This is a genomic window from Pseudomonas caspiana, from assembly GCF_002158995.1.
GTDB lineage: Bacteria > Pseudomonadota > Gammaproteobacteria > Pseudomonadales > Pseudomonadaceae > Aquipseudomonas > Aquipseudomonas caspiana.
In genome coordinates this window covers 59,793-82,602 of the sequence record NZ_LOHF01000012.1, presented here as the reverse complement: position 1 = coordinate 82,602, position 22,810 = coordinate 59,793, and the positions used below count along the sequence as shown (strand labels likewise).

Genomic DNA, 22,810 nt, shown 5'->3' with positions numbered 1-22,810 from the left:
TCACCGCTCAATCAGCGCAATGCGCTTGTTGTACCAGTTCATCAGCAGGGAAATGCTGATACTGATCGCCAGGTACACGCTCATGGTGATGGCAATAACTTCAATGGCCTGACCGGTCTGGTTGAGCACCGTACCGGCAAACAGCGAAACCATTTCCGGGTAACCAATCGCGGCTGCCAGCGAGGAGTTCTTCGCCAGGTTCAGGTATTGGCTGGTCAACGGCGGGATGATCACGCGCAGTGCCTGCGGGATGATGACCTTACGCAGGGTCGGCCCGGGGCGCAAGCCCAGGGAGCGAGCTGCTTCTGTCTGACCGTGGCTGACCGACTTGATACCCGAACGCACGATTTCAGCGATGAACGCCGCGGTATAAACCGTCAGTGCCAGGGTCAGAGAGATCAGTTCCGGAATCAGCACCCAGCCGCCAACGAAGTTGAAGCCTCTGAGCTCTGGCACTTCCCAATGCACCGGTGCGCCAAAAATCAACATGCTCAAAGCCGGGATTGCCAGAAACAGCGCCAGACCAGCCCAGAACTTGTGGAACGGCTCGCCAGTGGCTTCAAAGCGCTTGTTGGCCCAACGGGTCATTGCCACGATAGCGACAATGGCCACGATGATGCTGGTCACGAACGGCCAGGCACCTTCAGCGGCAATAGCGCTCGGCATGTTCAGACCGCGGCTGCTGATGAAGAACATGTCGAAGTAACCGTGCGCCTGCCTTGGACCCGGCAGGGTCAGGAAGACAGCGGTGTACCAGAACAGGATCTGCAACAGCGGCGGGATGTTACGGAAGACTTCGACGTAGACCGTCGCCAGCTTGCTGATCATCCAGTTGGGTGACAAGCGTGCGACGCCGATGATGAAGCCCAGGATCGTGGCCAGAAAAATACCGATGACCGACACCAGCAGCGTGTTAAGCAAGCCGATGACAAACACGCGGGCATAGCTGTCCGCTTCCGTGTAGTCGATCAAATGCTGCGCAATGCCAAACCCGGCACTGCGTTCAAGAAATCCGAAACCTGAGGTAATACCACGGTGTTGGAGGTTGGTCTGGGTGTTGTCGAACATGAACCAGCCCAACGAGACCACCGCCAGTACGGTGATGATCTGAAATAACCACGCGCGCACTTTTGGGTCGCTCAAAGAGAGCTTTTGCTTGGGTGCGACGATTTGCTTTTCCATGAAGTGCCCCAGGAAAAATGAAACAAAACGACGCCCGACAGCCGGTTAAAGCTGTCGGGCGCCGGGTCAATCAACGAATTGGTGGAGCGTACTGGATGCCGCCGGCATTCCACAGAGCGTTCTGGCCGCGCTTGATTTTCAGCGGGGTCGATTCGCCCAGGTTGCGTTCGAATACTTCGCCGTAGTTACCGACTTGTTTAACGATCTGAACCACCCAGTCTTTCGGCAGTTTCAGGTCTTTGCCGTATTCACCGTCAGCACCCAACATACGGGCAACGTCCGGGTTCTTGGTGGCTTTGGCTTCAGCTTCAACGTTTTTCGAAGTGATCTTGGCTTCTTCGGCGTTGAGCATTGCGAACAGGGTCCATTTCACAATGGAGAACCACTCTTCGTCGCCTTTACGTACGACTGGGCCCAGAGGCTCTTTGGAGATAACTTCTGGCAGAACCACGTAGTCAGCCGGGCTGGCCAGTTTGCTGCGCTGTGCGTACAGCTGCGACTGGTCGGAGGTCAGTACGTCGCAACGGCCGCCTTCCAGGGATTTGGCGCTTTCGTCGGAAGTGTCGAAAGTGATCGGGGTGTATTTCAGACCGTTCGAACGGAAGTAGTCGGAAACGTTAAGTTCGGTGGTAGTACCAGCCTGGATACAGATGGTTGCACCATCCAGTTCCTTGGCGCTTTTGACGCCCAGCTTGTTGTTTACCAGGAAGCCGATACCGTCGTAGTAAGTCACACCAGCGAACACCAGACCCATGCCCGAATCGCGGGAGCTGGTCCAGGTGGTGTTACGCGACAGGATGTCGATCTCGCCCGATTGCAGCGCGGTGAAACGCTCTTTGGCGTTCAGCTGGCTAAATTTCACTTTGGTGGCGTCACCGAAAACGGCAGCAGCAACAGCGCGGCAGACGTCGGCGTCGATACCGGTGATCTTGCCGGTAGCATCAGGAACGGAGAAACCTGGCAAACCGTCGCTCACACCGCACTGTACGAAGCCTTTCTTCTGAATGGCGTCCAGTGTTGCGCCCGCTTGAGCAAAACTGCTCACGCCGAGTGCTGCTGCAGCGGCTACTACGGCCAGGGTGGATTTCAACATCTTCATTCAAACCTCCAGTTTTGCTCTTTGTTGTTTAGGCGCTTCAATCCCGTCGCACCCTTGTGAGGCATTGACAACCCGTGCTGGCTTATTTTTGGGTCATCCGACTTTAGGCCAGTTCATGAGCCAGGCGTGAGGTCATCTCATCGCTCGCATTCATGATCTTAGACGGCCTACAGGATTCAAGCCCCATGATGTTCCTGAACCAATCCGGTACAGGATGAACCGTGCCGCAAATCCTGATGCATGGACTCCGTGCTTGCCCCCGTTGCGTATCGGTAATAGCACAATAGTGTTACCGATCGAGGTAAGCGCTTCACTCCCCGGTTTTTCATAGCAAACGCCGTACCAGCATGGTGGCGATGTCGAATTAGCGACAGGTCAAGAGAAAAACTTGTAACCTTGCGACATCTTCTTTCATTTTTAACAACTCGCGCACCGCATTAACGCACTGCAAAAGAGCGAGCGCACCCGGATAGAGCACTCATGACTAACCCGCTGATTCTCGAACCTGTAAACACTCCTGATGCATGCGTGATCTGGCTGCATGGCCTTGGCGCAGATCGCTATGACTTCATGCCGGTGGCTGAAGCGCTTCAGGAGTCGTTGCTGAGCACCCGCTTCATCCTGCCTCAGGCACCGACCCAGGCCGTGACGATCAACGGCGGCTATGAGATGCCGAGTTGGTACGACATCAGGGCCATGAGCCCCGCCCGCGCTATTGATCACGACCAATTGGAGGTTTCTGCGCAGACCGTTCTGGACCTTATAGAAGGCCAGCGCAACAGCGGCATCGACCCGGCACGGATCTTCCTCGCAGGGTTTTCTCAAGGCGGAGCGGTTGTATTGCACACCGCATTCAAGCGCTGGCAAGGTCCATTGGGCGGGGTACTTGCCCTGTCTACTTACGCACCGACCTTTGGCGAACAATTACAACTGTCGGACAGCCAGAGAAGCATCCCGGTGTGCTGCTTGCACGGCACTTTCGACAATGTGGTTCAGAAATCCATGGGGCTGGCAGCTTATGAGTTTTTAAAGGCTCAAGGCGTAACCGTTACATGGCAGGAATACCCAATGGAACACCAAGTGTTACCGCAGGAGATTTCTGACATTCGAGCCTGGTTGATCGACAAGCTCGGCTGATTGGTTGCTTGTAAACGGGCAAACACAGCCTGGGTAGTAGCGCACGAGCACCGCGAGGCCGCGATAGCGGTGTGTCCGACAGGACGCTATCGTTGCCCGTGAGCTCTTACAGAAAAGCATCCAATCCTCACCAGAAATGCCGCACGACTTGCTAAAGCCATTCCTTCGGGATTTGGGCCTATGTAGCCCGTTTGGCATGACACTACGCCGCGCATGATTCTTGCTTTACACTGCTCGGCGTACATTCCTTAACCAACTGACGAGATGACCGTGCTCAAAGCACTTAAAAAGATGTTCGGAAAAAGCGAGGCTGAGCCGCTCGCCGCTGGCCCTGTTACTCCTTCCCCTGCCCCGCAAAGCAAGACTGAAGGCCATTCAAGGGATCGCAGCGCTGCAGCCAAAGCACCTGCCCAACCCCGTGCAGACGATAAAGAGCCGAGTGCACAGGCTGAAACGGCAGACCAAACCGTCGTCGCCAAACCCAGGCCCGAGCGCCCACGTCGCGAACGTGCCCCCAAGCCGGTGGTCATTCCCTGGAAGCTGGAAGATTTCGTCGTCGAACCTCAGGAAGGCAAAACCCGCTTCCATGACTTTGCCCTCGCTCCCGAATTGATGCACGCGATTCAAGACCTCGGCTTCCCCTATTGCACGCCGATTCAGGCGCAGGTTCTGGGGTTCACCCTCAAGGGCCAGGACGCCATCGGCCGCGCGCAGACCGGCACTGGCAAAACCGCTGCCTTTCTTATTTCTATCATCTCGCAGTTGACCCAGACGCCTCCCCCCAAAGAACGCTATATGGGCGAGCCTCGCGCACTGATCATCGCCCCGACCCGGGAGTTGGTCGTGCAGATCGCCAAGGACGCTGCTGACCTGACCAAGTACACCAACCTGAACGTCATGACGTTTGTGGGCGGCATGGACTTCGACAAACAGCTCAAACAGCTTGAAGCGCGTCATTGCGACATCCTGGTGGCCACACCAGGCCGTTTGCTGGACTTCAACCAGCGCGGCGAAGTGCATCTGGACATGGTCGAAGTAATGGTCCTCGACGAAGCCGACCGCATGCTCGACATGGGCTTCATCCCGCAGGTTCGCTCGATCATTCGTCAGACGCCACACAAGGGCGAACGCCAGACCTTACTGTTCTCGGCGACTTTCACTGACGATGTGATGAACCTCGCCAAGCAGTGGACCACTGAACCAGCCATTGTCGAAATCGAAGCCGAGAACGTTGCCAGCGAAAACGTCGAACAGCATATCTACGCGGTTGCCGGCGCAGACAAATACAAACTGCTCTACAACCTGGTCAACGACAACGGCTGGGAACGCGTCATGGTCTTCGCCAACCGCAAGGACGAAGTACGCCGCATCGAAGAACGTCTGGTCCGTGATGGTGTGAACGCCGCGCAGTTGTCAGGCGATGTGCCGCAACACAAGCGCATCAAGACGCTGGAAGGCTTCCGCGAAGGCAAGATTCGTGTACTGGTTGCCACTGACGTCGCCGGTCGCGGAATTCACATCGACGGTATCAGTCATGTGATCAACTTCACGCTGCCCGAAGTGCCGGATGATTATGTACACCGCATCGGCCGTACAGGCCGGGCGGGCGCAGCAGGCGTATCGATCAGCTTCGCCGGTGAGGACGACTCTTATCAATTGCCCGCCATTGAAGAGAAACTGGGTCGCAAGATCAGCTGCGAAACACCGCCGACCGAGTTGTTGCGTGCGGTAGTGCGTAAGCCAGCACAAACCATCTGACTCGATGCAATCGACGTGGGACCGGCTTCAGCCGGGAAGAGGCCAGTACAGTCAATGAAATTTCATGGCTAGAAACACCGCCTTCCCGGCTAAAGCCGGTCCCACGTCAGTGTGGATCTGCAGCGCACTATTTCCACCGCCCCGCCGCCGCTTTATCACTCTCGCGCCCCTCGACCCATTTCGGCCCTTCTGAAGTGTTTTCCTTCTTCCAGAACGGCGCACGGGTCTTGAGGTAGTCCATGACGAAATCACAGGCTTCAAATGCGGCCTGACGATGCGCACTGGCAACGCCGACAAACACAATCGGCTCACCCGGCTCCAGCGCGCCAACGCGATGCAGCACTTCCAGCTTGAGCAGCGGCCAGCGCTGTTCAGCCTCGACAACAATCTTGGCCAAGGCTTTTTCAGTCATGCCGGGATAGTGCTCCAGGAACATCCCCGATACTTCCCGCCCCTCATTGAAATCCCGCACGTAGCCGACAAAACTCACCACCGCACCGACGCCAACATTGGCTGCGTGCAACGCGTTGACTTCAAAGCCTGGATCGAACTGTTCTGCCTGAACCCTGATGGCCATAATCAGCCCCCGGTCACGGTGGGGAAAAACGCCACTTCGTCACCAGCCTCCAGCGGCTCATCCAGCTGACACAGCTCTTGATTGCGAGCACACATCAGGTTCTGCTCGGCCAGCACCTGCCAGACACCCTCACGAGTCAGCAACTGCAAGCGCAAGGCGTCGATACTGGCGAACTCACCTTCGACCAGCTCGCTATCAATGCCAAGGGTTTCCCGGTAACGGGCGAAATACTGGACCTTGATGTTCATGGCGTCACCGATGCCTGCTCGTCCGCGATGAAGTGCCCGCTTTTACCGCCGAGCTTTTCCAGCAACCGAACGTTCTCAATGTTCATGCCGCGATCAACCGCCTTGCACATGTCATAGATGGTCAATGCTGCAACACTGGCGGCGGTCAGCGCCTCCATTTCTACACCGGTCTGCCCGGCCAGTTTGCAGCGGGCGATGATGCGTACGGCGTCGTCCCCCTCGGCGCTGAGTTCGACCTTGACGCTGGTCAGCATCAACGGGTGGCACAAAGGGATCAGATCACTGGTTTTCTTCGCCGCCTGAATCCCGGCAATACGCGCCACGGCAAAGACATCCCCTTTGGGATGCCCGCCGCTAACGATCATTTGCAGGGTTGAAGGAAGCATGCGAACCAGCGCTTCGGCCACAGCCTCACGGGACGTCACGGCTTTATCAGTGACGTCGACCATATTGGCGCGACCTTGGGAATCGAGATGAGTGAGCACAGCGTTACTCCTGAACAGGAGCGGGGATTGTAAACCTAAAACACAGCGCGACAGGAATTGTGGCAGATGTATCTGAATGAATACGAAACCTGTAGGAGCCGTCGGAGGTTACGACGCTCGCGATGGCGGTGTATCAGGTAAAACGCCTTCGCAGCCTTCGTGCCTCGGCAGCTCCTACAGTCATCGCCTATTTAAAGATGCGACTCCGCATATTCAGCCAGGATTGAGCGTGGCACGCCTTGCAGCGAGATGTGCACGCCGTTCGGGAAGTCTTTGAAACGCTCCGTCAGGTAGGTCAGCCCCGAACTGGTGGCCGACAGGTATGGAGTATCGATCTGCGCCAGGTTGCCCAGACAGACCACTTTGGAACCTGCGCCCGCACGGGTGATGATGGTTTTCATCTGGTGCGGGGTAAGGTTCTGGCATTCATCAATCAGGATCAGGCTTTGCTGGAAGCTACGGCCCCGAATGTAGTTGAGGGATTTGAATTGCAACGGCACTTTGCTGAGGATGTAATCGACGCTGCCATGGGTGTTTTCGTCGTCCATGTGCAAAGCTTCGAGGTTATCGGTGATGGCGCCGAGCCAAGGCTCCATTTTTTCTGCTTCGGTGCCGGGCAGGAAGCCGATTTCCTGGTCCAGCCCCTGCACGCTACGGGTGGCGATAATCCGCCGATAACGCTTGCTAACCATGGTCTGCTCGATGGCAGCAGCCAGCGCCAGAATGGTTTTACCCGACCCGGCAGCACCGGACAGGTTGACCAGATGGATATCCGGATCAAGCAAGGCAAACAGCGCCAGGCCCTGGTAGATATCACGCGGTTTGAGGCCCCAGGCTTCCTGGTGCAGCAACGGCTCCTGATGCATGTCCAGAATCATCAGCTCGTCGGCCTTGACGCCTTTGACCCAGCCGACAAACCCTTGCTCGTCGATGATGAACTCGTTGATGTGTACCGACGGCAGCATTTCCGTCATTTGCACACGGTGCCAGGTACGACCGTGATCCTGACGGGTGTCGACCTTGCTGACCCGATCCCAGAAGGAGCCGGTCACGTTGTGATAACCGCGGGACAGCATCGATACGTCGTCGACCAACTGGTCGGTGCTGTAATCCTCGGCGGCGATCCCGCAGGCACGCGCCTTGAGGCGCATGTTGATGTCTTTGGTGACCAGCACGAGACGCAAGTCCTTGTCGCGCGCATGCAGGTCGATCAACTGGTTGATGATGATGTTGTCGTTCAGGTGTTCAGGAAGAAGGCTGTTGGGCTCCTCGCGCTTGCTCATCATGATCGACAGGAAGCCTTTGAAGACTCCCGTGCCACGGTCGATAGGCACTCCCTTCTCGACTTCTTCAGGCGTAGCTTCGCCCAGTGTCTTGTCGATCAGGCGGATGGCTTGACGGCATTCGGCAGCGACCGAATGTTTACCGGCTTTGAGCTTGTCCAGCTCTTCCAGCACGGTCATGGGGATGGCGACGCGGTGTTCTTCGAAGTTCAGCAGGGCATTTGGATCGTGGATCAGTACGTTGGTATCGAGCACGTAAAGGATTGGCTGGTTAGAAGAAGGGGTGCGTCCGTGATCATCCATACTCGCTCACCTTTGTAAAAGCCAGGCGACGCAGACTACTCAAAACTGCGCCACGAAAAGGCCGCCGGGCTCTCTCCTTAAGGCAGGAGAGAATTGCTCAAGATGGAGTCTTGGAGGACGCCACCTGTGTTGCAGGTTTCGGCGGTCTGATAGTGGTAATACCGCAAAACACATGACAGAAAAAAGCACTTTGACACTTTTTTGAAGTTTATTTCACAGTATGACGAATAGCCCTTGGCGGCCTGCCCAAGCCCGTTTACAGTCGGAAGTCCGCTCTACCCGAAATCCTCGGAAAATTCGCCTGACTCTCGTCTGAAAATGAACGCTAGCCCTTATTCTGCGGGCCTGTCAGGGATATTGTGGCAATCATCCCAGATCAACTCACTTTGCGCGGTGTTCGCCAGCAGCAACGGCACTGCCGATTGCACTCGGGCGCTTGCGTCATGAAACACCACCGTACCGCGTCGCCAGAGCAACATCAGGTTCACCACCCGGTCCGTGATCTGCTCGGAAGTCAGCCGACCGTTGCTGTCCTGCGCGTCGATAGTCCACAGTGAAACCCGCAGGTTCTGATCTCGGAAGAACTGACCACTGTCCGCACGTCGATGGCCATAAGGTGGACGGAAAAGCGGTATGAAGTTATCCGGCAGCAATTGCTGAGTCAGCGCCTCGCTGCGCAACACAGAGCTCTGCCAGTCGAGCCATTGGCTATGAGAGCGATATTCCCAACCCTGAATGCCAACGCACTGCAGACGATAAAGCGACTGCAACGCAGTACCGTTAGTCGCGGCGAGGCGTTCTTGCAGGTTTTTACCCAACACAAAAAACGTCGCGTTCATCTTTTGCTGGCGCATGAAGTCAGCCAGCCAGTCAGTCCCGCCGTCGGCGCCGGTAGGGCCACTTTCGAAATTCAGCTGGAATGTGCGATCAGGCATTGCATCGCCACTCAACTCATCAGAGTTATAAAGGGCGATTTCGCTGCTGGTCTGCGGGAACAGAGCCGCCAGGTACATCAGCTCGTTGAGGTAGAGCCGATGAAAATTTGCACTCGGTACACCCCAGTTGGCATAGAACGAATCACTGGCGATGGTGAATTCGGCGGCACGCTGGCGCAGTTGCTCCATGTCTTCAACCAACACGCAGAACGATGCGTCCTGCGGGCAGCTCAACTGTGCATTCTGGTAACCCTCCAGCAGACGGTTCCAGAGTCGGTGGCGAAGCAGGTTTACTGAAGGCACATTAATGTACCGAAGCCCGAGACGGCTCTTGAGCCCCTGCTCGTCCAGCTCTTCGCTGGCCAGCAATTCGTGGGCGAAGCCGAGAATCTCTGCACGGGAAGCTACATCGAACAGATCCGGCGACTCCAGCCGTTCAGGCCAGAAGCTACGGTCAATCGTGGCGATCGGAGGCGGAGCCGCCATGGCCTGAACGCTGAACAGACACGCGCACACAGCTAGAAACTTACGCAACACCACTCGCTCCCTGAACATCGAACCCGGTTAAGCGCCGCACTATAGCTGATATGAGTGGCAGGGCTGATTTCCAGGCCGATACAAATTCTTCTGCAGGAGCTCACGCATCAAAACATCTCACCTATCGCCACCATAGCTGGAGTCAGGCAACAACAGCCCCTAGAATCGCCCGACGATTAAAGGAGACGACCCTATGCTGATGGTGATTTCCCCGGCAAAAACCCTCGATTTCGAAACCCCGCCGACAACCGAGCGCTTCACTCAGCCGCAATATCTGGACCATTCCCAGGAACTGATCGAAATACTGCGTGAGCTGACACCCGCACAGATCGGCGAGTTGATGCACCTGTCGGACAAGCTCTCAGGGCTCAATGCCGCACGTTTCGGCAGCTGGACCCCGGCGTTTACCCCGGAGAATGCCAAACAGGCTCTGCTGGCGTTTAAAGGCGACGTGTATACCGGCCTGCAGGCCGAGACCTTCAGTGACGCGGAACTCAGCTATGCCCAAGACCATTTGCGCATGCTGTCCGGCCTTTATGGCCTGCTGCGGCCACTCGATCTGATGCAGCCTTACCGACTGGAAATGGGCACCAGACTGGCAAATGGTCGGGGCAAGGACCTGTACGCATTTTGGGGCACCCGGATAAGCGAGTGGCTCAACGAAGCGCTGGCCGAGCAAGGCGATGACCTGTTACTGAACCTGGCGTCCACTGAGTACTTTTCGGCCGTTAAACGTTCAGCGTTGAATGCACAGATTATCGACACTGAGTTCAAGGACCTGAAAAACGGCCAGTACAAGATCATCAGCTTCTACGCCAAGAAGGCTCGCGGGATGATGAGCCGCTTCGTGATAACGGAAAAAATCAACACGCCCGATGCACTTAAACAGTTCGACGTGGCGGGCTACCGCTACAGCAATGAGCAGTCCACCGCGACCAAGTTAGTCTTCCTGCGGGACACTCCCGAGTCTTGAATCTGCTCTTCAAGGCGCGATCTCCGTCCCCATCGCGCCTTTTCCCACCCCTGAACTATCGTGCAAATTGCGAATTGACAAATTAACGTCGCCAGTTTCATGTCGCATTTTTTAAGCCACTGATTTTCTCAAAAAATTAACAAACTTTTTGTGTACTAGCATTTGGCTTTTCCACATTAGTGGCACTGTCACATTCGCTTCTCGGGAACCCGCGATAATCAAGGGATACAGCGAATGTGACATCAATGTGCAACTACTCAATCTTTGTCGCCAAAAAGAAAAATTCTCGAAAAGAGGACGAGTGGCCAGGAACTTATCCCGAAACCAGACGCTCCTACATCCCGTAACAATTCTCGCCTTCCTTGTGAGAGATCACTTACAAGCGGTGTAGAAGATGTGGAAGTTGCCGTTCATAACACTGGTTCCAGGATCAGAGGCGGTAGGTAGTCAGGAGATTGACTCACACTTATAAAGCTTTAGTCGTTTGGCAAAGCACTGTTCAAGTGCAAAGCGCAATATTGGGGCATGGCAGCCGAGGCTCTGGTCCGGGCCTGTCAGCAACGAGACAGCGTTAGCACTCAAAGGAGTGGTTTACCACATCCCAGAGCGAGGCCCTGTAGCTGTTACAGCCAGGTTACTTGCCGTTCAAGACTCAGCAGTATTTGAGATTGCCTTAGTTACTTCTGGCACTCACCTTTTTTAAATATGCCTGTACTTGTTGTGCGACTTCTTTAAGTCACACTTTAGAGTGCGCGATACCTGCTGGCCAAAATTCAATATCCAGCCAACTTATGGCGTGTAAATCGAGGAGAGTACGATGCGTATCAGCATCTTTGGTTTGGGTTATGTCGGTGCAGTATGTGCCGGTTGCCTTTCTGCGCGGGGTCATGATGTTGTTGGTGTGGATATCTCTAGCGCCAAGATCGACCTTATCAATAACGGCAAATCGCCAATCGTAGAACCCGGTCTGGGCGAACTTCTGGACAAGGGTATTCGCACTGGCAAATTGCGCGGTACCACGGATTTCTCCGAGGCCATTCGCGCCACTGACGTGTCGATGATCTGCGTTGGTACCCCTAGCAAGAAAAACGGCGACCTGGAACTCGATTTCATCGAATCCGTTTGCCGCGAAATCGGCTTCGTACTGCGTGAAAAAGACACTCGTCACACCATCGTTGTGCGTAGCACGGTTCTGCCGGGCACTATTGCCAACGTTGTGATCCCGATCCTCGAAGACTGCTCCGGCAAAAAAGCCGGCGTCGACTTCGGCGTTGCAGTGAACCCTGAGTTCCTGCGCGAAAGCACCGCGATCAAAGACTACGATCACCCGCCAATGACCGTTATCGGCGAGTTCGATAAAGCGTCCGGCGACGTGCTGCAAGCCCTGTACGAAGAACTCGACGCTCCGGTCATCCGCAAGGACATCGCCGTTGCCGAAATGATCAAGTACACCTGCAACGTATGGCACGCCACCAAGGTCACTTTCGCCAACGAAATCGGCAACATTGCCAAAGCGTGCGGTGTCGATGGTCGTGAAGTGATGGAAGTGGTTTGCCAGGACAAACAACTGAACCTGTCTCAGTACTACATGCGTCCAGGCTTCGCTTTCGGCGGCTCTTGCCTGCCAAAAGACGTCCGCGCCCTGACCTACCGTGCTGGTAGCCTCGATGTTGAAGCGCCTCTGCTCAACTCGCTGATGCGCAGCAACGTTTCCCAGGTACAGAACGCTTTCGACATCGTGGCGTCTCATGACACTCGCAAAGTCGCGCTGATGGGTCTGAGCTTCAAGGCCGGTACTGACGACCTGCGTGAAAGCCCGCTGGTAGAGCTGGCTGAAATGCTGATCGGTAAAGGCTTCGAGCTGAGCATCTACGACAGCAACGTTGAGTACGCTCGTGTTCACGGTGCGAACAAAGACTACATCGAATCCAAGATCCCTCACGTTTCGTCCCTGCTCAACTCGGACTTCGACGCTGTGATCAACAACGCCGACGTGATCATCCTGGGTAACCGCGATGAGCGCTTCCGCGCCCTGGCCGACAAGGCTCCAGCGGGCAAGCAGATTGTGGACCTGGTCGGCTTCATGACCACCACCACTGCCGAAAACGCTAGCGCTGAAGGTATCTGCTGGTAACGGCTGTCAGAGCGCCCTTCGGGGCAGGTCAACCGTAGGAGCCAACTTGTTGGTGAGACGACTGACCGGTTTACAAGACCGGTCAATCCTTTCACCGACAAGCTGGCTCCTACCGCGGACGGCTACGGAAAAAGGGCGCTTGTTACACGCCTGCCTAACCCAACTCGGGCCACCTCAAAGGCTCACCCGATACCGAGACGGATGCAGATATGCACAGGCTTAAGCATGGTCTACTACAGGCCGCAGGTTGGTTGTTCTACCTGAGTTTATTAGGGGCACTCGCGACAGCGTTGCCTACCAGTATCTTTGACTCGCAGTCGAAGAACTTTATTTTCCTGATTGGCGCCGTCGGCATCTGGCGCTACTCAATGGGTATCACGCACTTTGTGCGTGGCATGATCTTTCTCTACATCGTCTACCCGCACTTGCGTCGCAAAGTGCGCAAGCTGGGCACATCAGCGGACCCGTCTCACGTGTTCCTGATGGTCACCAGTTTTCGTATCGACGCACTGACCACCGCCCAGGTGTACAGCTCGGTCATTCGCGAAGCCATCGAATGCGGCTTCCCGACCACCGTGGTCTGCTCTCTGGTGGAAATGTCCGACGAGTTGCTGGTCAAGGCGATGTGGGAAAAGGCCAACCCGCCTGAACACGTGAAGCTGGACTTCGTACGTATTGCCGGTACCGGCAAGCGTGACGGTCTGGCCTTTGGTTTCCGTGCAATCTCCCGGCACATGCCCGACGACCGCGCTGTAGTGGCCGTGATCGACGGCGACACCGTGCTGGCTGAAGGCGTAGTGCGCAAAACGGTTCCGTGGTTCCAGCTGTTCGGCAACGTCGGCGGCCTGACCACCAACGAGTTCTGCGAAGTGCGCGGCGGTTACATCATGAGCGAATGGCACAAGCTGCGTTTCGCCCAGCGTCACATCAACATGTGCTCGATGGCTTTGTCCAAACGCGTACTGACCATGACCGGTCGTATGTCGGTGTTCCGCGCAACGGTTGTGACTGACCCTGAGTTCATCGCCGACGTTGAAAGCGATTCGCTGCACCATTGGCGTCTGGGCACTTTCCGGTTCCTGACCGGCGATGACAAATCCAGCTGGTTCAGCCTGATGCGCCTGGGCTACGACACGTTCTACGTGCCGGACGCGGCCATTCACACCGTTGAACACCCGCCGGAAAAAAGCTTCCTGAAAGCCAGCCGCAAGCTGATGTATCGCTGGTACGGCAACAACCTGCGTCAAAACTCGCGTGCATTGGGTCTGGGCGTTCGCCGTCTCGGCGTCTTCACCAGCATCGTGCTGTTCGACCAGCGCGTGTCGATGTGGACCTCCATTCTCGGCCTGACCGTTGCGATCATCGCCAGCTTCAAATACGGCGGCATGTTCATCCTGATGTACCTGCTGTGGATCGGCATTACACGCCTGATCCTGACCCTTCTGCTGTCCTGCTCGGGACACCGGATCGGGCCAGCCTACCCAATGATTCTTTATTACAACCAGATCGTCGGCGCACTGATGAAAATCTACGTTTTCTTCCGCCTGGACCGCCAGTCCTGGACGCGCCAAGACACCAAACTCAGCCGCGACATGGCCAGCTTTCAAGGCTGGTTCAACACCTGGTCGTCTCGGACCATGACTTTCTCGGCTGGCACCATCTTCGTCGCAGTGCTGTTGACGATGGTTTAAACCGGGCCAACGGATTAATCGCTTAAGTAGGAAAATTAGCCATGAATACAGCCGTGAATGCAAACGTCGTACATGAATCCGAAGCCCAGCGCCAACACGCCCGGGTCAAAATCCCCGCCAAGCTGCGCTTGCTCGAAGCCCCGGGTGCCCCGCTGGTCCGCGTAGAAGACCTTTCTGCAGGCGGTCTGAGCTTCGTCGCGCCTGCTCAGCAGCGCCCGACAGCAGGTGAGGTAATCAAGGGTCGTCTGCAGTTCCTGATCGACAACCTTGGCCTGGCCATGGACGTTGAACTGCAAGTGCGCTCCATCGATGCCTCCACCGGCCGTGTCGGCTGCCAGTTCCAGAATCTGGAAGCACAAGACATCGCGACCCTGCGCCACTTGATCACCTCGCACCTGAGCGGCGACATCGTCAGCATGGGTGAAGTACTGGCCACTCTGCAGCGCGACAACTTCACCAAGGCGCGCAAGGTAAAAGGCAGCGGCGATGGCATGACTGCTTTGGGTCGCCTGCGCGCCGTGACCTTCAGCCTCGGCATCTTCATTGTCGGTCTGGCCGCGTTTGGCTTCATCTTCAAGACTGTTTACAGCCTGTACTTCGTCAGCCACTCCTCGGCAGGTCTGGTGACCTTGCCTGCGATGGACGTGACCATGCCGCGCGAAGGTACCGTGCAGAGCCTGGTGGCGGTCAACTCGCCGGTAGCCAAAGGCGCGCCGATGGCTTCGTTCAACACCAGCATGCTGGAAATGCTCAAGGGCAGCCTGAACGGCGATGACCTGCAGCCAGCCAAAATCGAAGAACTGTACGGCAAGCAAATGGCCGGCACCCTGACCAGCCCATGCGATTGCGTAATCGCCAAGCAACTGGTTGCCGATGGTCAGTTCGCTGCCAAAGGCCAAGTGATCTTCCAACTGGTGCCGCGCAACACCGCTGCCAACGTTGAAGCACGCTTTACCTATCGCCAGTTCAACGAAGTCAAACCAGGCACCCGTGTGAACTTCCAGGTGGCAGGTGACGACACCGTACGCACCGGCAAAATCATCAGCAGCACCAACCTGAGCGAAACCGATCTGGCCACTGACATCCGTGTACAGATCAAGCCTGACGAAGTGCTGGACACTTCCCTGGCTGGCCGTCCGGTTGAAGTCACCAGCGATCGTGGTCCATCGATGAACTGGTTGATCGACAAAGCCATGGCCGCGGGTCTCTAACATGCGTAGCCCATTACAAAGATTGTCGAGCCCTACACTGTTGAGCCTGGCCGTTGCCATCGCCCTGACCGGCTGTGCCGGCCTGCCCGATCAACGCCTGGCCAATGAAGCCCTGAAGAACGGTGACACCGCACTGGCAGAGCAGAACTATCGGCAACTGGCGGACCTGGGCTACAGCGATGCACAGGTTGGCCTGGCTGACATTGCTGTGCAGAGCGGTGATCCGCAGCGCATCAAGGAAGCAGAAGCCACTTACCGTGCAGCAGCTGAAACCTCGCCACGTGCTCAGGCTCGCCTGGGTCGCCTGCTGGCCTCCAAGCCTGGGGCAACCGAGGCCGAGCACCACGAAGCCGAAGACCTGCTGAAAAAGGCCTTCGCCAGTGGCGATACCAGCTCGCTGACACCGCTGGCCATGCTCTATCTGCAGTTCCCGCACAGTTTCCCGAACGTGAACGCCCAGCAGAAAATCAGCGAATGGCGTGCACAAGGCTATCCGGAAGCCGGTCTGGCTCAAGTGCTGCTGTATCGCACCCAAGGCACTTACGACCAGCACCTGGATGAAGTGGAAAACATCTGCAAAACCGCATTGGACAAGGTCGACATCTGCTACGTCGAGCTGGTCACGGTCTATCAGAAACGTGGCCAGAACGAGCAGCGCACCGCAGTGGTCGAGCAGCTTAAAAGTGCTTACAGCGTGGGTCGTGTCGGCGCCCAGCGTGTCGACAGCGTAGCCCGTGTTCTGGGTGACGCATCTGTCGGTACTCCGGATGAAAAAACCGCGCAGCAATTGCTGGAACAGGTTGCACCGGGCTACCCCGCTTCGTGGGTGACGCTGGCCAAACTGCTTTACGACTTCCCCGAACTGGGCGACGTCGACAAGATGATGGAGTACCTGGATAACGGCCGTGCTGCGGACCAACCCCGCGCCGAACTGTTGCTGGGTCGCCTGTACTACGAAGGTAAATGGGTACCGGCTGATTCACACAAAGCCGAAGAGCACATGAAAAAAGCCGCCGCCGGTGGTGAGCTCTCCGCGCATTACTACCTGGGTCAGATCTACCGCCGTGGCTACCTGGGCAAGGTCGAATCACAAAAAGCACTGGATGAACTGCTGATCGCTGCTCGTGGCGGCCAGAACAGTGCTGACTTTGCCATTGCCCAGCTGTTCTCCCAAGGCAAGGGCACCATGCCCAATCCGGTCAATGCCTGGGTGTTCAGTCAACTGGCTCTGCAAGCTCCACAGCCGACGCCAGCGGCCACTGAACTTGCGCAGGAAATCAGCACTGCCCTGCCACCTGAAAAACTCGCCACCGCCCAACGGCTGTTGCAGCAAGAGAAAAACGTCCGGGGCATCACCAGCCAAAACGCGCTGGCCATGCAGGCCCTGAAAGAAGAAGACGGCGAGGACGCACCACTATGAAGTTGAATCCCCTGATGGCCGCAGGCCTGGGTCTTGGCTTTACCCTGCTTTGGGCTACGCCGACACTGGCGGCCCTGACCGAAGAAAAGAACTTCGGTCTGGAAGTAAAAATCAGCGGCCAGGCCGAAGACGACCGTGACCTGGGCACTCGCTCCGGTGGCGATGTCAACGGTATTGGTCTGGACCTGCGTCCTTGGGTCTATGGCGAACGTGGCGACTGGAGCGGCTATGCAATGGGCCAGGTGGTAACCGCCACTGACACCATTCAGACTGACCCTCTGGAACAAACCGATTCCGACACCCAGCAAACCACTCAGGCTCGCGGCAACGCCAGCGAACGTGAAGTTGACAAGAGCTATCTGGCCTTGCGCGAATTCTGGATCGGTTACAGCGGTTTCACAGCGTACCCGGGTGAAATACTCAAGGTCGGTCGTCAGCGCCTGCGCAACGACGACGGCCAATGGCACGACACCAACATCGAAGCCGTGAACTGGGTCTTCGACACCACGCTGCTCAAAGCCGACGTGGGCGTGGCTCAACGCTTCAGCGAATACCGCACTGACCTGACTGAACTGTCCCCGCAAGACGAAGACCGCAAGCACATCTTCGGTGACGTCAGCTACCAGTGGATGCCAGGTCAATGGGCTGGAGTGCGTGCGCACCACAGCCAGGATGACGGCAACCTGAAAAGCGCAGGCCGGGAACTCGATGACCTGGACAAAACCTCCAACGGCGAGTTGACCTGGCTGGGTCTGCAGGCCAACAGCGATGCTTACAACCATCGCAATACCAACCAGATCAATTACTGGGGCAGCGTGACCTGGCTGACCGGTGACCGCAGCCAGATCGCAGCCGTGGGGCAGCCTGACGGTACGTTCCAGGCTGGAGACAAGACCAACAGCAACGTCAATGGCTGGGCAACCGATCTGGGTCTGCGTCTACGCCTTGATCCGCAGTGGCAAGTGGGTGCGGCTTATTCGCGCGCCAGCAAGGAATACGAGCAGAACGGTCTGGAATCCAACCGCTCGAACTGGACCGGTACCCGCTCTCGCGTACACCGCTTCGGTGAAGCTTTCCAGGGCGAAATGGCCAACGTGGAAAGCGGCTCGCTGTTCGCTTCCTGGCAGTTGCAGGATGAGTACGACGCATCGTTGATCTACCACAAATTCCGCCGCACCGATGGCAATGCACGCATCGGCACCTCAGGCATCAACGCCGTAGGCGCGGATGAAAGCGGCGTTCTGTCGTCCCTGCCACTGACCACCGACGGCAACAAAGATCTGGGTCAGGAAATGGACTTGGTCGTGACCAAGTACTTCAAAGGCGGCCTGATGCCTGCGGCACTCAGCCAGTCGATGGATGAACCTTCGGCGCTTGTTCGTCTACGCGCCGGTGTCTTCAAACCGGGCGATGCCTATGGCAGCGGAGTCGACAACTACATGCACCGCGCCATCGTCGACGTCATCTGGCGCTTCTGATGCAACCGCGAAAGGAGTGCGATGAGATGAACAGTCAAGCAAGCAGTCTGCGCAACCGCGCATGGCCACATGCACTGCTCGAAAGCGCAGTGCTGAGCGGCGCGCTGTTGCTCGCCAGCTCCGCCATGGCCGCCACCGCGCCGGCCAGCCCGGCTCAGGCGACCACCCCAGGCATGGTCAAAGAGCTGCAAGAAGCCAAGAGCTACACCATCAGCAGCCCGCCGGTGGAAACACTGGCGCTGGACAAACCGCAGTTGCCGGACATTTCGGGCTACACCGCCGAAGCTGCCGCGAAGAAAATCGTGCGCAGCAAGCCTGGCAAGGTTCGCATCACCCGAATCATGGAAGAAGTCGGTCTGAAGGAGTTCGTTGGCGGTGACAACAAGATGGCCGAATGGGTTGCCCGCCAACAAGGCATCCCTCAAGCGATCGTGATTGAAGGCGGCTACATGAACATCCAGGACCTGGCTAAAAAGGTCCCCAAGCAATACCTGAGCGAAGTGTCGCCGGGCGTTTACATTGCCCGCCTGCCGATTCTGGTCAAGGCTGACGCGACCTTCGAGGTGGACAAGAAAGCGCACGAGTTGCGCCTGTCACAGGAAAAGGGCTCGTTCCTGGTCAACGAAGGCAAGCTGTTCATGAGCGACACCCAGCTCAACGGCTGGCGCGAAAAGACCAACAGCCTGTCGACTTTCCGTACGCCCAAGGAATTCCGTCCGTTCCTGCTGTCCTGGGGTGGTTCCGAGACTTACATCATCAACACCAAAATGGCGAGCCTGGGCTACGACCAGAGCAAGTCCTACGGTGTGAGTATTTCTCAGTACACGCCCAACACCGCCAAGCAGATGAACAAGCCCGATCCAACCGGCTGGATCGTCGGTTCGGAGTTCTCTGATATGTGGTACGGCTTCTACTGCTACGAAACCAAAGACTTCGTAGTCAAAAGCAGCACCTACCGCGACAACATTGTTTACGGCATTGACCCGCATGACCGTTCCCACGGTCTGATCATTGCCGAGAACAACGTCTACGGAACCAAGAAAAAGCACGGGATCATTATTTCCCGTGAGGTGAACGACAGCTTCATCTTCAACAACAAGAGCCACGACAACAAATTGTCCGGCCTTGTTCTGGACCGTAACAGCGTCAACAACATCGTCGCTTACAACGAGATCTACAAGAACCACACCGACGGCATCACCCTGTATGAAAGCGGCGACAACCTGCTGTGGGGCAACAAGGTCATTGCCAATCGTCGTCACGGCATCCGCGTACGTAACAGCGTGAACATCAAGCTGTACGAAAACATCGCCATGGCTAACGGTCTACTGGGTGTTTACGGACACATCAAGGACCTGAGCGACACCGACCGCGACATCGCCCTCGACCCGTTCGACACCAAGGTTTCCTTGATCGTGGTCGGTGGCGAGCTGACCGGTAACAGCTCAGGCCCGCTGTCCATCGACTCCCCGCTGAGTATCGAACTCTATCGTGTGGCAATGCTGGCTCCGAGCAAGACCAGCGGCATCAGCTTCAACGGCGTATTGGGTGACCGTCAGGACGAAATCCTCGACCTGCTGGTTCGCCAACAAAAAGCCGTTCTGATTGATCCGGTCGAAAGCCAGAAAGAACTTCAGGACTGAGAAGGTAATTTTTATGCACGCACACATGATCAAGTTACTCAGCCTGTCCGGCCTGACCGCAGCCCTGATCGCAATCAGCGGCGGCGCACGTGCCGACGAGGTGCAGGCGCCGAACTTCACAGCCGAGCCTTGCTGCCAGCTGTGCCCGCAAGCGCATGACGCAAGAAACTACACCACGCGCTATCAGCAGAACTTCACCACGCTGGTACAAGCGCAAGGCGACTGGTTGTTCCGGACCCAGGAAGACCTGCGTACCGAATTCAACACTACGCCTGAAGGCTATCGCCGCATGCAACAGCTGCACGATGCGTTCAAGAGCAAAGGCGTTGAGTTGGTGGTGGTTTACCAACCCACACGTGGCCTGGTAGATCGCAACAAGCTGTTCCCTGCCGAGCGCGACAAGTTCGACTACGAAAAAGCACTGAACAACTACAAGGCCATGCTCGGTCGCTTCGACAAGATGGGCTACTGGGTACCTGATCTGTCGCCGTTGACCAACGAGCAACAGGCGCACGACTTCTACTTCCGTGGCGACCAGCACTGGACGCCATACGGTGCTCAGCGCACAGCAAAAATCGTCGCTGAAACCGTGAAGAAGATTCCGGGCTACGCCGACATTCCAAAGCGTGAATTTGAAAGCCACGTTTCGGGACGCATGGGCAAGACCGGCACCCTGCACAACATGGCGGCGCAATTGTGCGGCAACACCTACGCCATTCAGTACATGGACCAGTTCACCACCGAGCCTAAAGGCGAGGCTGGTGACGGCGACCTGTTCGGTGATTCCGGCAACCCGGAAATCACCCTGGTCGGTACCAGTCACAGCGGCAAGAACTATAACTTCGCCGGCTTCCTGCAAGAGTACATCGGTGCCGACATCCTCAACGTCGCCTTCCCTGGCGGCGGTCTGGAAGGTTCGATGCTGCAGTACCTGGGCAGTGAAGACTTCCAGAAACGTCCACCTAAAATCCTGATCTGGGAATTCTCACCGCTGTACCGCCTGGACCAGGAGACCATTTACCGCCAGATGATGTCGCTGCTCGACAACGGCTGCGAAGGCAAACCCGCAGTGATGAGCGCTAGCACCACGCTGAAAACCGGCACCAACGAAGTGCTGGTCAACGGCAAGAATGGAATCAAGAACATCCGCAACGGCAGCAATCAGATCGACATCCGTTTTGCCGACACTTCGGTCAAAGTCCTGCAAGCCAGGCTCTGGTACATGAACGGTCGTCACGAAGATCTGAAAATCGAAAAACCGGAAACATCCGATACAGACGGGCGCTTCTCCTTCGAACTGCGAACAGATGAAGACTGGGCTGACCAGCAACTGCTCGCACTGGAAATCCAGGGTCCGGAAGCGGGCACTGCACCCCAGAAAGTCGAAGCGAAAGTATGCAAACGCAACGTGTTCCCAGCCACTGCGCAGCAAACCGCGCAAGCCGGGTTATGAGGCTACCTATGCACACTCCGAAACTGATGTTACCTACCCTTCTGTCACTGGCCATCATGGCCGGTGGCGCCGGGGCCGCCAGCGCCGCGAACCTCGTGCCGCCGAAGGGCTACGACGCTCCGATCGAAAAAATGAAAACCGGTGACCACAATTTCAGTTGTGAAGCCATTCCCAAGCCTTACACCGACAAGCTGGTGTTTCGCAGCAAATACGAAGGTTCCGACAAGGCGCGTGCGACCCTGAACGAACAGTCCGAGGAAGCCTTTCGCAGCGCGACCAAAGACATCACCACCCTTGAGCGTGGTGTCAGCAAAGTCGTTATGCAGTACATGCGCGATGGTCGCCCTGAACAGCTCGATTGCGCGCTGAACATGATGACCACTTGGGCCAAGGCCGATGCGCTGGAATCCAAAGACTTCAACCACACCGGCAAGTCGATGCGCAAATGGGCATTGGGCAGTATGTCCTCCGCTTACCTGCGCTTGAAGTTCTCCGATTCGAAGCCTCTGGCCAACCGTCAGGCGGACGCGCAAATCATTGAGGCATGGTTCAGCAAACTGGCTGACCAGGTCATCAGTGACTGGAGCAACCTGCCGCTGGAAAAAATCAACAACCACTCGTACTGGGCCGCATGGTCGGTGATGGCAACGGCTGTCGCCACCAACCGCCAGGACCTGTTCGACTGGGCGATCAAAGAATACAAAGTCGCTGCCAATCAAGTCGATGCGGAAGGCTATCTGCCTAACGAAATGAAGCGTCGTCAGCGTGCCCTTTCCTACCATAACTACGCGTTGCCACCACTGGCGATGATCGCCAGCTTTGCGCAGGCCAACGGCGTGGATGTGCGTCCGGAAAACAATGGTGCTCTGAAGCGTCTGGCTGATCGCGTGCTCTCCGGCGTGAAAAACCCGGAAGCCTTCGCTGCCAAGAACGGTGAGAAACAGGACATGACGGACCTCAAGAAAGATCCGAAATTTGCCTGGCTTGAACCGTACTGCTCGCTCTACACCTGCAGCCCTGAAGTGCTTGAAGAAAAGCATGAAAAACAACCCTTCAAGACTTTCCGCCTGGGCGGTGACCTGACCAAGGTCTACGACCCAGAGCACGAGAAGGGTGACAAAGGCTCGTAAGTAATCCCCTGTAGGAGCGCGCTTGCCCGCGATTGCGGCGTGCCAGACGTCACAAACGTGGACTGAACTGACGCTATCGCGGGCAAGCGCGCTCCTACAGACAGGGTGAAACAGTAAACGCATCAACCTCCAT

Annotated in this window: 18 protein-coding genes; 11 read left to right on the top strand and 7 right to left on the bottom strand. The window is 56.6% G+C overall.

Features of this window, described 5'->3' with window-relative positions; translation table 11 throughout:
• A complete protein-coding gene (locus AUC60_RS15320) occupies nt 1–1,182 on the bottom strand; it encodes an amino acid ABC transporter permease (protein ID WP_087268992.1) in 1,182 nt (393 codons plus the stop codon).
• Nucleotides 1,183–1,252: 70 nt separating this feature from the next.
• The gene (locus AUC60_RS15315) at nt 1,253–2,281 is read right to left on the bottom strand and encodes an amino acid ABC transporter substrate-binding protein (protein ID WP_087268989.1); all 1,029 of its coding nucleotides are present in this window, start codon (nt 2,279–2,281) and stop codon (nt 1,253–1,255) included.
• A 480-nt stretch (nt 2,282–2,761) separates the two neighbouring features.
• Between AUC60_RS15315 and AUC60_RS15310 the strand changes: the two genes are divergently transcribed.
• The gene (locus AUC60_RS15310; RefSeq protein WP_087268986.1) at nt 2,762–3,418 is read left to right on the top strand and encodes an alpha/beta hydrolase; all 657 of its coding nucleotides are present in this window, start codon (nt 2,762–2,764) and stop codon (nt 3,416–3,418) included.
• A 264-nt stretch (nt 3,419–3,682) separates the two neighbouring features.
• Entirely contained in the window at nt 3,683–5,176 is a 1,494-nt protein-coding gene (gene rhlB / locus AUC60_RS15305) for an ATP-dependent RNA helicase RhlB (RefSeq protein ID WP_087268983.1), read from the top strand.
• A 127-nt stretch (nt 5,177–5,303) separates the two neighbouring features.
• On the opposite strand, the gene moaE is transcribed toward rhlB, so the two are convergent.
• The 5 genes from moaE to AUC60_RS15280 form a co-directional block, all read right to left on the bottom strand.
• Entirely contained in the window at nt 5,304–5,753 is a 450-nt protein-coding gene (gene moaE, locus AUC60_RS15300; protein WP_087268980.1) for a molybdopterin synthase catalytic subunit MoaE, read from the bottom strand.
• Nucleotides 5,754–5,755: 2 nt separating this feature from the next.
• Nucleotides 5,756–6,001 carry a MoaD/ThiS family protein gene (locus AUC60_RS15295; RefSeq protein ID WP_087268977.1) on the bottom strand — a complete coding sequence of 82 codons (246 nt, stop codon included), beginning with the start codon at nt 5,999–6,001 and terminating at the stop codon, nt 5,756–5,758.
• On the bottom strand, nt 5,998–6,486 hold the full coding sequence (moaC, locus tag AUC60_RS15290; protein ID WP_087268974.1) for a cyclic pyranopterin monophosphate synthase MoaC: 489 nt from the start codon (nt 6,484–6,486) through the stop codon (nt 5,998–6,000). The genes AUC60_RS15295 and moaC overlap by 4 nt, the downstream gene beginning before the upstream one ends.
• A gap of 191 nt (nt 6,487–6,677) precedes the next feature.
• Nucleotides 6,678–8,072: a PhoH family protein gene (locus AUC60_RS15285; RefSeq protein WP_087268972.1), complete on the bottom strand. Its 1,395-nt coding sequence runs from the start codon at nt 8,070–8,072 to the stop codon at nt 6,678–6,680.
• Nucleotides 8,073–8,404: 332 nt separating this feature from the next.
• The gene (locus tag AUC60_RS15280) at nt 8,405–9,541 is read right to left on the bottom strand and encodes a polysaccharide deacetylase family protein (RefSeq protein WP_087269223.1); all 1,137 of its coding nucleotides are present in this window, start codon (nt 9,539–9,541) and stop codon (nt 8,405–8,407) included.
• 196 nt (nt 9,542–9,737) lie between these two features.
• Here AUC60_RS15280 and yaaA point away from each other — a divergent pair, with 196 nt between their 5' ends.
• From yaaA to AUC60_RS15235, 9 genes are all read left to right on the top strand, one after another.
• Nucleotides 9,738–10,517, top strand: coding sequence for a peroxide stress protein YaaA (yaaA, locus tag AUC60_RS15275; protein WP_087268968.1), 780 nt, complete (start codon nt 9,738–9,740; stop codon nt 10,515–10,517).
• A gap of 817 nt (nt 10,518–11,334) precedes the next feature.
• Nucleotides 11,335–12,651 carry a nucleotide sugar dehydrogenase gene (locus tag AUC60_RS15270; protein ID WP_087268965.1) on the top strand — a complete coding sequence of 439 codons (1,317 nt, stop codon included), beginning with the start codon at nt 11,335–11,337 and terminating at the stop codon, nt 12,649–12,651.
• A gap of 209 nt (nt 12,652–12,860) precedes the next feature.
• Entirely contained in the window at nt 12,861–14,342 is a 1,482-nt protein-coding gene (alg8, locus tag AUC60_RS15265) for a mannuronan synthase (protein ID WP_087268962.1), read from the top strand.
• 41 nt (nt 14,343–14,383) lie between these two features.
• The gene (locus AUC60_RS15260) at nt 14,384–15,553 is read left to right on the top strand and encodes an alginate biosynthesis protein Alg44 (RefSeq protein ID WP_087268959.1); all 1,170 of its coding nucleotides are present in this window, start codon (nt 14,384–14,386) and stop codon (nt 15,551–15,553) included.
• 1 nt (nt 15,554) lies between these two features.
• Entirely contained in the window at nt 15,555–16,973 is a 1,419-nt protein-coding gene (algK, locus tag AUC60_RS15255; protein ID WP_087268955.1) for an alginate biosynthesis TPR repeat lipoprotein AlgK, read from the top strand.
• Nucleotides 16,970–18,451: an alginate export family protein gene (locus AUC60_RS15250; RefSeq protein WP_087268952.1), complete on the top strand. Its 1,482-nt coding sequence runs from the start codon at nt 16,970–16,972 to the stop codon at nt 18,449–18,451. The genes algK and AUC60_RS15250 overlap by 4 nt, the downstream gene beginning before the upstream one ends.
• Nucleotides 18,452–18,477: 26 nt before the next feature.
• The gene (algG, locus tag AUC60_RS15245) at nt 18,478–20,094 is read left to right on the top strand and encodes a mannuronan 5-epimerase AlgG (protein WP_087268949.1); all 1,617 of its coding nucleotides are present in this window, start codon (nt 18,478–18,480) and stop codon (nt 20,092–20,094) included.
• 13 nt (nt 20,095–20,107) lie between these two features.
• Complete coding sequence (locus AUC60_RS15240) at nt 20,108–21,547, top strand: alginate O-acetyltransferase AlgX-related protein (RefSeq protein WP_087268946.1); 1,440 nt, start codon at nt 20,108–20,110, stop codon at nt 21,545–21,547.
• 8 nt (nt 21,548–21,555) lie between these two features.
• Nucleotides 21,556–22,677: a mannuronate-specific alginate lyase gene (locus tag AUC60_RS15235; RefSeq protein ID WP_087268943.1), complete on the top strand. Its 1,122-nt coding sequence runs from the start codon at nt 21,556–21,558 to the stop codon at nt 22,675–22,677.
• Nucleotides 22,678–22,810 lie beyond the last annotated feature (133 nt).